At 67.8% G+C, this 6,965-nt stretch carries 6 protein-coding genes; all 6 read right to left on the bottom strand.

Annotated elements, in window-relative coordinates:
- On the bottom strand, window positions 1-1,707 hold a 1,707-nt coding region (locus AC5P8C_RS19775; protein WP_495219282.1), incomplete at its 3' end, for a HAMP domain-containing methyl-accepting chemotaxis protein.
- A gap of 386 nt (window positions 1,708-2,093) precedes the next feature.
- Complete coding sequence (locus tag AC5P8C_RS19770) at window positions 2,094-4,082, bottom strand: chemotaxis protein CheA (protein WP_019659586.1); 1,989 nt, start codon at window positions 4,080-4,082, stop codon at window positions 2,094-2,096.
- A gap of 45 nt (window positions 4,083-4,127) precedes the next feature.
- A complete protein-coding gene (locus AC5P8C_RS19765; protein WP_005409521.1) occupies window positions 4,128-4,493 on the bottom strand; it encodes a response regulator in 366 nt (121 codons plus the stop codon).
- Entirely contained in the window at window positions 4,490-4,798 is a 309-nt protein-coding gene (locus tag AC5P8C_RS19760) for an STAS domain-containing protein (RefSeq protein WP_019659587.1), read from the bottom strand. The genes AC5P8C_RS19765 and AC5P8C_RS19760 overlap by 4 nt, the downstream gene beginning before the upstream one ends.
- A 169-nt stretch (window positions 4,799-4,967) precedes the next feature.
- The gene (locus tag AC5P8C_RS19755) at window positions 4,968-6,182 is read right to left on the bottom strand and encodes a chemotaxis protein CheW (RefSeq protein WP_019659588.1); all 1,215 of its coding nucleotides are present in this window, start codon (window positions 6,180-6,182) and stop codon (window positions 4,968-4,970) included.
- Window positions 6,179-6,961, bottom strand: coding sequence for a ParA family protein (locus tag AC5P8C_RS19750; RefSeq protein ID WP_019659589.1), 783 nt, complete (start codon window positions 6,959-6,961; stop codon window positions 6,179-6,181). Before AC5P8C_RS19750 ends, AC5P8C_RS19755 begins: the two co-directional genes overlap by 4 nt.
- Window positions 6,962-6,965: the final 4 nt, after the last annotated feature.

The following is a 6,965-nucleotide window of genomic DNA, read 5'->3' as shown; positions in this document are numbered from 1 at the left end:
TTCGCCGGCACGGGCGGCTTCCACCGCGGCGTTCAGTGCCAGGATGTTGGTCTGGAACGCGATGCCGTCGATGACGCTGATGATCTCGGCGATTTTCTTCGACGAGGCTTCGATGGCCGACATGGTGGTAACCACCTGGCCGACCACCTCGCCGCCCTGCGAGGCGACGCCATGGGCGCCGATGGCGAGCTGGTTGGCCTGGCGGGCGTGTTCGGCGTTCTGGCGCACGGTGGAGGTCAGTTCCTCCATCGAGGCGGCGGTTTCCTCCAGGTTGGCGGCCTGCTGCTCGGTACGGCGCGACAGGTCGCTGTTGCCCGAGGCGATCTCGCCGGCGGCAAGCGTGATGCTCGAAGCGCTGGCCTGGATCTGGCTCACGATCTGGGTCAGCTGCGTAACCGTGGTATTGGCATCGTCACGCATGCGCGCGAACACGCCGTTGAACTGGCCGTCCATGCGCGCGGTCAGATCGCCGGCTGCGATCGATTGCAGCAGCTGCGAGAGCTGGCCGAGGTTGCCGTCGGCCACCTGCATCATGCTGTTGAGCTGCTCGATCATCACGCGGAAATCGTGATCGAAGCGCTGCGCGTCACCGCGCTGGCTGAAGTCGCCCGCAGCGGCGGCCGAGGCCAGGTGCTGGATCTGCGTATTGATGGCCAGCAGGCTGGCCTTGGCGGCGTCCATCGATTCGTGCAGGATCGCGCGGCTGCCTGGCAGGCGGCGGGCGTCCGGAGCAAGGTTGCCGATGGCGTACTGGTTGAGCACTTCAATGGCATCGACGATCGCATCGAGGTGTTCGAAGATCACCGTGTTGATGCCGCTGGCCAGCTGGCCGTAGACGCCCGGGAAGTCTTCCGGAATACGGTGGCTGATGTCCGGGCCGGCATGCATCTGTGCCATCAGCTGCGTCTGCTCGCTGAAACGGCGCAGCATTGCGGTCATTTCGGCCGTGGCCGTAAGCATCCTGCCGGCTTCGTCCCTGCTGGTGGCCTGGGTGCTGACGCTGAGATCGCCGCGGGCGACCGCCTGGATGGCATGCACGGCCTTGCCCAGCGGGCCGGTGACCGCGCGCGAGATGACGATGGCCAGCGCGGCGGCCACCAGCGACAGCAGGATGATGCAGCCGATGATGGCGATCATGCTGTTGCGATGGGTGGCGTTGGCGTCGGCGATCTTGCCGTCCATCTGCCCGGCGATATGGGCGCCCAGTGCCTTCATCGCAGCGAACAGGTCGCGGCGCGCCGGGCGTGACTGCTCGTCGGAGATCTGCCGCGCCAGGACGCCGTCACCGGCGGTCACGGCGTCGCGCATCGCCTTGTTGGCGGCGAAATAGCGATCCAGTTGCGCGCTGGCTGCGCGATACAGTTCACGCTCCTTGTCCAGCGCCGGCAGCGCCGCGTACGCCGCCAGTTCGTCATGTACGGCCTTGGCGGTGTCGTCCATGCGCTTGTTGTAGTCGGCCACCTTTTCCGGCTGGTCGAGCATGCTCAGCTGGGCCAGTTCGTAGGTGCGGAACTCCCCGAGCTGCGAGCGCGCCTCGCCCAGGTGCTGGACCGAGGGGATATCGTTGCCAGCCATGTCGCGTAGCTGCGCGTTGGCTTCGCTCAGTCGCAGCAGGGCGAACGCGCCGAGGATCAGGGTCATCAACGTGGTGAGGGTGAACCCCACAGCCAGCTTGCGGGCGATGGGCAGATCTTGGAACCACTTCATGCAGGGTGCTCCAGGTGGGCAGAGTGCCGGCGTCTGTGCGCCGGTTTGGGGGTGGTTGCAGAGCGAACGGTGGTTCCCGGTGGGGTTCGGTGACGGCCGTCAATGCGAAATAGCGGCGCAGTCTCGATGGACTTTATGGACGCAGATCACATTCGGATGCGTAGGGAGGGCAGCGCGGAAGCGTTGCAGCGACGCGGTTTTCGATTGGATGAAGTGGTTGCGACAGCAACTATCGTGCCGACGGAGTTCACGATGTGGTTTCGGGGTGCCGTCCCGCAGTCATATTCCGTTCCTGCGGAAGGGAATCTGACCCCCCTGGCAGGGCGAACACAAACGAAAACCGCCGCCCCGAGGGGCGGCGGTCCATGGTTCGCATGCAGCGTGGATCAGGCCGCCTGCGGCATCCGCAGCGAGCGCACCAACCCACCGATGTCGACGATCAGCGCGACCCGGCCGTCGCCGAGGATGGTGGCGCCGGATACTCCGCCGATGCGGCGGTAGTTGTTCTCGATGTTCTTCACCACGACCTGCTGCTGGCCGACCAGTTCGTCCACCTCCAGCGCGATCTTCTGGCCATCACCTTCGACCACCACCACCAGCGATTCGCTGCCGGGTGCGCGGTTGCCGTAGCCGTAGTACTCGCTCAGCGAGAGGATCGGCAGGTACTCGCCACGCACGCGCAGCACGCGGCCCTCGCCGGCCATGCTGCGGATGTCCTCGGCCTGCGGCTGCAGGGCCTCCAGCACGTACGCCAGGGGCAGGATCAGGGTTTCGCCGGCCACTGCTACGGTCATGCCATCGAGGATGGCCAGGGTCAGCGGCAGGCGGATCAGCGTGCGGGTGCCGGTACCGAGGCTGCTTTCGATCTGCACCTCGCCGCCCAGTGCCTGGATGTTGCGGCGGACCACGTCCATGCCGACACCACGCCCGGACAGGTCGGTGACCGCATCGGCCGTGGAGAAGCCTGGCTGGAAGATCAGGTCCCAGACCTGCGAATCGGTCGGGTTGTCCGGCACGGCCAGGCCGCGTTCGTGAGCCTTGGCCAGGATCTTGGCGCGGTCCAGGCCACGGCCATCGTCGCTGACTTCGATGACGATATGGCCGCCTTGATGCGAGGCTGCCAGCGTGATCGTGCCGGTCTCGTCCTTGCCCGCACCGCGGCGGACGTCGGGCATTTCCAAGCCGTGGTCGATCGAGTTGCGTACCAGATGCACCAGCGGATCGGCGATCTTCTCGATCAGGCCCTTGTCCAGTTCGGTGCCTTCGCCGACGGTGCGCAGGCGCACCTGCTTGCCGAGGCGGCTGGACAGGTCCCGGACCAGGCGCGGGAAGCGGCGGAACACCGCATCGACGGGCAGCATGCGCACGCCGATCACCGCTTCCTGCAGGTCGCGTGTGTTGCGTTCAAGCTGGTCCAGGCCGGCGAACAGGCTCTCGGCGTGGACCGGGTCCAGCGCGTGCGAGACCTGCTTGAGCATGGCCTGGGTGATGACCAGTTCGCCGACCAGGTTGATCAGCGCATCGACCTTGTCGACGCTGACGCGGATCGAGGTTTCCGCCTCCTGGCTGGCACCACCGCTGGCGGCAGGCGCGGCAGGTGCCGACGGCGCCGCTGCCACCGGAGCGGGGGCCGCTGCGGCCGGGGCCTGGGTGGCCAGGCTTGGCGGCGCGGCCGGACGGATGTCCAGTTCGCAGTCGTCCAACACCCAGGCGAAGGTGTCTTCGATCTTGCTGCGCGGCACCTTGCCGACCAGGCCCAGATCCCACGCCAGGTGGGCCTCCAGCGGGTCGAGCTGGGCGAAGCCGGGCAGGCGTTCCATGCGCGCGGCGACCTGCAGCGAACCGAGGTGTTCCAGTTCGCGGATGATGCGCAGCGGATCGTTGCCACTCATGAACAGCGACGGCGCTGGAGTGAAACCAATCTGCCAGGCTTCGGGGGTATCGTCCACCTTGGCCGCTGCCACGACCGGAGCGCTCGATGCGGCCTGGCCGGAGAGAACGGCTTCCAGGCGCGCCTTCACTGCGGCGACAGCGGCGGGGTCGGCAGCCTGGCCGTGTTCGGCTTCGCGCAGCAGGGCGCGAAGCACGTCCACCGAAGACAGCATGGCGTCGACGGCATGGCCTTCCAGCGCCCGCTTGCCGGCACGCAGCTCATCGAGCAGCGTTTCCAGCACGTGGGTCAGGCCGGCGATGGCATCGAAGCCGAAGGTGCCGGCGCCGCCCTTGATCGAATGGGCGGCGCGGAACACCGAATTGATGATCTCCGCGTCCTGCTGCCCCGATTCCAGGGCCAGCAGGCCAGCCTCCATCGCGTCGAGGCCTTCGCGGCTCTCCTCGAAGAAGGTGGCGTGGAAGCGTTGCAGGTCCATGCTCATGGCAGTGGCGGTCCGGAAGCGAAGAAGGGGAGCGGTGCGGGGCGATCAGCCCAGCACTTTCTGCACGGTGGCGACCAGCTGTTCCGGATTGAACGGCTTGACTAGCCAGCCGGTGGCACCGGCGGCCTTGCCTTCGGACTTCTTGTCGGCAGCCGATTCGGTGGTCAGCATCAGCAGCGGGGTGAACTTGTAGTCCGGCAGCTGGCGCAGTTCGCGGATCAGCGCGATGCCGTCCATGTTCGGCATGTTGACGTCGGTGACCACCGCATTGAAGCGCTGGCCCTTGGCGCGACCGAGCGCGACCGCGCCGTCTTCGGCTTCTTCGACGGCAAAACCGGCCGAGGTGAGGGCGAAGGAAACCATCTGGCGCATCGACGCCGAATCGTCCACCACCAAGATACGTGCGCTCATGCAGCGTTCTCCACAGATTTCAGGTTGTCATGGGTTGCGTCCAGGCCCAGGGCCTGGGTGACGCCCAGCAGGCGCGCGGCGTCACGGAAGGTTGCGGTGCAACCGTGGAAGCCGGTGCCCAGGCCTGCCTCGCGGCGGGCCTGCACGAATGCACACAGCACCTGCACGGCGGCCGTGTGGATGCGGGCGACCTGGCTTGCATCCAGGGTCAGCTCGCCTGCCTGCGCCACCAGCGGGGCGAGGCGGTTCTTGAGCTCGGTGCTGCTCTCGATGCCGAGATCCCCACCCAGTTCGACAGTGCTCATCGTTGCTCCGGACAAACGGTTCCGTGATCCATAACGGCACCCCGGCAGGGTTCTTTAGGGGAATCGACGCGGTGCGCCGATGCGGTGTTGTTCGGGGACGGGAGATGCCAATGCTGCGCATCGGCACCTGCAGTCCCCGACAGGCACCGCGTCGGCGCAAAGCGCCGACTCAACTCAACAGCCGTGTGGCGTCGAGCAGGATCATCGGACGCTGGCTGACCCGGGCGACGCCACGGAACAGGTCGTTGGAAATCTGGCAGATGCGCGCGGTATCAGGCGGCTCGATCTGCGAGTCGGTAAGGTTGGCGACATCTTCCACCGCCGACACGCGCAGGCCGATGGTTTCGCCGTCTTCCTCCAGCACCACGATGCGGGTCTGCGAATCGTCTTCGGCAGCGGCCGCACCCAGGTGCAGGCCGAGATCCATCACCGGTACCACCTGGCCCCGAAGGTTCATGATGCCGAGCATCGCTGGTGCGGTGCCGCGCAATGGCAGCAGGGGAACTGGCAGCACCACTTCCTGCACCTTCAGCAGTTCCAGCGCATAAGCCTGGGTGCCGCAACGCAGGCGCAGCCAGCGCGAGGTGCGCTCGCCGGCGCGGCGGTTCTGCGGATGCGGGCTGCTGGCGGGCTGGAGAGCCTGTGCCTGCAGTTCCTGCCAGGTGCCGGGACGGTTGGTGGCCGGGGCATCCACGGCAACGCGGGGCGGCGGCGCGACGGCAGCGGGCGCAGCCGGGGCAGGCGCGGGTGCAGGGCGCGGCGCCGGGGGCGCTACCACGGCCGGGGGCGGCGTGGGGACATCCGCGCCGCCGGCAGCGGCCTCGAACGCAGCCTGCAGGCCGGGGCTGTCAGTGTGGGCGAGGTGATGGCTGTCGGCCGCGTCGGTCTCGTAGATCACTTCGTCGGGCAGGTCGTCCCAGGTGGGCTCCGGGCCGGCCTTGGCCGGGGCCGTCTCGTGGATCACCTCGTCAGGCAGATCATCCCAGGTCGGTTCCCGCTCGGGAGCGGCGACCGGCATTGCGGCGGCCTCGAAGGCGGCCTCCAGTGCTGCGTCGTCCTCTGCCGGTGCAACGGCAACAGTCTCCGTTTCGTAGATCACCTCGGCAGGCAGATCGTCCCAGGTGGGTTCGCGCCCGGCCGTTGCGGCGGCCTCGAAGGCGGCTTCGAGCGCGGCGTTGTCCGCGGCAGGCGCCGCGGCGACGGTGTCGGTTTCGTAGATCACCTCGGCCGGCAGGTCATCCCAGGTCGGCTCATGTTCCGGTTGCGATATGCTGGCCGGGGCCGGGGCGACGCTGTCCGGCGTTGGAAGCACGACGGCCGCCGGAGCGATCGCTTCGCCCAGCAGTTCGTCCAGATAGTCGTCCAGTACGCCGGTGCTGTTCATGCGGCCTGCTCCAGGGCGCGGGCATCCTCACCGAGGATCCAGTTCAGTGCGCGGCGATAGGCGGCCAGGCCGCGGCCCGGGTACTCCTCACCAACGCTGGGCAGGGTCAGGCCTGCGGCATTGCTGATGCGGGTGTCGATCGGAATGGCGTCTTCCCACACGCGGGTGCCATGACGATCCTGCATGGTGCGCAGCGACTCGTTGCCGGCGCGGGTGCGGCGGTCGAACAGGGTCGGCAGGATCGAGATCGGCAGCGGGCGGCGGCGAGAGCGCTCGACCATCTCGCCGGTGCGGACCATGCCGTCCAGACCATGCAGGGCCAGCGGCTCGGCCTGGGTGGGGATGATCAGGCGGTCGGCAGCGGCCAGCGCGTTGATCATCAACAGGCCAAGGGTGGGGGCACAGTCCAGCAGGATGTAGTCGTGCTGGCCCTGGTGGCGCGCCAGTGCGTTCTGCAGGGCCAGGCCGAGGCCGGGCTGGTTGGCGCTGCGGCGCTCCAGCGTGGCCAGCGCCGACTGCGCGCAGACATAGTCCAGGCCTTGGATGCTGCTGGCATGGCACAGGCTGGAAAGATCGGCCGGCGGAGCGCCGAACAGTTCCAGCACGCCGGCCGGCGGCGGATCCACCGGTACGCCGAAGGCGCGGCTGAGCGAGGCGTGCGGATCGAGATCGATCAGCAGCACGCGATGGCCCAGCGCGGCCAGGCCGCGGCCGAGGGCGAGGGTGGTGGTGGTCTTGCCGACTCCGCCCTTCTGGTTGGCGATTGCCCAGATGCGCATCGGT

Source organism: Stenotrophomonas sp. YJH_SMC_46, from assembly GCF_059370315.1.
The sequence above is the reverse complement of the archived record's forward strand: the minus strand, read 5'-3'. Positions and strand labels throughout refer to the sequence as shown.

Bases quoted from the DNA above. Each gene is read 5' to 3' on its own strand.
- AC5P8C_RS19765 (WP_005409521.1), bottom strand. From the start codon at position 4,493: ATGAGCGCACGTATCTTGGTGGTGGACGATTCGGCGTCGATGCGCCAG.
- AC5P8C_RS19760 (WP_019659587.1), bottom strand. From the start codon at position 4,798: ATGAGCACTGTCGAACTGGGTGGGGATCTCGGCATCGAGAGCAGCACC.
- AC5P8C_RS19755 (WP_019659588.1), bottom strand. From the start codon at position 6,182: ATGAACAGCACCGGCGTACTGGACGACTATCTGGACGAACTGCTGGGC.
- AC5P8C_RS19770 (WP_019659586.1), bottom strand. From the start codon at position 4,082: ATGAGCATGGACCTGCAACGCTTCCACGCCACCTTCTTCGAGGAGAGC.
- AC5P8C_RS19750 (WP_019659589.1), bottom strand. From the start codon at position 6,961: ATGCGCATCTGGGCAATCGCCAACCAGAAGGGCGGAGTCGGCAAGACC.